This is a genomic window from Pseudomonas edaphica, assembly GCF_005863185.1.
Classification (GTDB): domain Bacteria; phylum Pseudomonadota; class Gammaproteobacteria; order Pseudomonadales; family Pseudomonadaceae; genus Aquipseudomonas; species Aquipseudomonas edaphica.
Genome location: NZ_VBVZ01000940.1, coordinates 1 through 1,600 on the forward strand (window position 1 = coordinate 1; position 1,600 = coordinate 1,600).

Annotated in this window: 2 protein-coding genes; both read left to right on the forward strand. The window is 63.0% G+C overall.

The window, feature by feature from the left end; all coding sequences use genetic code 11:
* Window positions 1-87 precede the first annotated feature (87 nt).
* Window positions 88-915, forward strand: a complete 828-nt coding sequence (locus tag FEM54_RS32280) for an ABC transporter permease (RefSeq protein ID WP_017135461.1) — start codon at window positions 88-90, stop codon at window positions 913-915.
* Window positions 912-1,600, forward strand: a 689-nt coding sequence (locus tag FEM54_RS32285; RefSeq protein WP_138454252.1) for an ABC transporter ATP-binding protein, incomplete at its 3' end; no start/stop codon positions are given. The genes FEM54_RS32280 and FEM54_RS32285, both read left to right, overlap by 4 nt.

Below are 1,600 nucleotides of genomic sequence, written 5' to 3' on the forward strand. Positions count from 1 at the left end.
GTCGTGGCGTGGATGTCGACCCCGTGATCGATCAGTTGATCGACACTTCGTTTGGCCAAACCCTGCCCAAGCCTTAAGGGAGGCGTGATGACCGATAAAAGCCAAGCACTGCCGCTACCGGCACCCGTGGTGATCAACCGAAGCGCCTGGCCAAAACGGCTCAAGGGCCTGGTGCTGCCGGTACTGATCCTGCTGGTACTGGAGGGCGTGGTACGCATCGGCTGGCTGCCGTCCTACCAGATGCCGGCCCCCAGCGACATCGCAGTGACCCTCACCGACCTGGCCGAAGGCGCGTTGTGGAAACACATCAGCGCCAGCCTGCTGCGGGTACTGGCGGGGTTTGCCATCGGTGCCAGCCTGGCGCTGGTGTTTGCCGCCTGGGTGGGGTTGAGCCGTGAAGCCGAAGCGTATCTGGAGCCGACCTTCGCCGGGCTGCGCTCGATTCCGAGCCTGGCCTGGGTGCCGCTGTTGCTGCTGTGGCTGGGTATCGATGAAACCTCCAAGGTCGTGCTGATCGCGATTGGCGCGTTCTTTCCGGTGTACCTCAACGGTGTCGCGGCGATTCGCGATATTGATCGCAAGCTGGTGGAAGTCGGGCAAATGTACGGTTTCAGCCGAGCACGCCTGGTGCGCCGGATTCTGCTGCCCGCCGCCCTGCCCGGCCTGTTCACGGGGCTGCGCAGCGGCTTGAGCCTGGCGTGGATGTTCCTGGTGGCGGCCGAACTGATCGCGGCCACCAAGGGTCTCGGTTACTTGCTCAGCGATGGTCGGGAAACCTCACGGCCAGACATCGTGCTGGCCGCCATTACCGTGTTGGCACTGCTGGGCAAGCTCAGCGATGGCCTGCTCGCAGCCTTGGAGAAACGCTGCCTGGCCTGGCGCGACACCTTCACAGGCGAAGGCGCGGAGCAATGAGTATGCAAGCGTTATTGGAGCTTCGCGTGGCGCGCAAAAGCTTTGCCGGCATTACGGTGCTGAACAACGTGCAGTTGGCGCTGCTACCGCGCGAAACCGTCAGCCTGCTCGGGCCCAGCGGTTGTGGCAAAAGCACGTTGTTGCGCATCGTCGCCGGCCTGGAGACCGACTTCCAGGGCGAACTGCGCAGCCCCGAAGGCGAAGTTGCCTTTGTGTTCCAGGAACCACGGCTGATGCCCTGGCTGACGGTGGAACAGAACATCGGTTTGCGCGATGACAACCACTATGACAAGGCCTGGGTTACCCAGTTGATCGCAGAAGTCGGCCTCACCGGCTTCGCCCAGGCGCTGCCCAAAGCCTTGTCCGGCGGCATGGCGCAACGCGTGGCCATTGCACGCGGGCTGTATTCACGCCCGCAGGTGTTATTGCTTGATGAGCCGTTCAGCGCAGTGGATGCCTTTACCCGCATGAAACTGCAGGACTTGCTGCTGCAACTGGCCGAGCACCATGGGATTGCCTTGCTGCTGGTGACCCACGATGTCGACGAGGCGCTGTACTTGAGTGACCGGGTGCTGGTGATGGACAACCGGCCGAGCAGTATTCGCCGGGAACTGGCAGTCAACCTGCCACACCCAAGGGACCGGCGTGACCCGGCGCTGGCGCAGCTCAAGGCACAGTCTTTGAC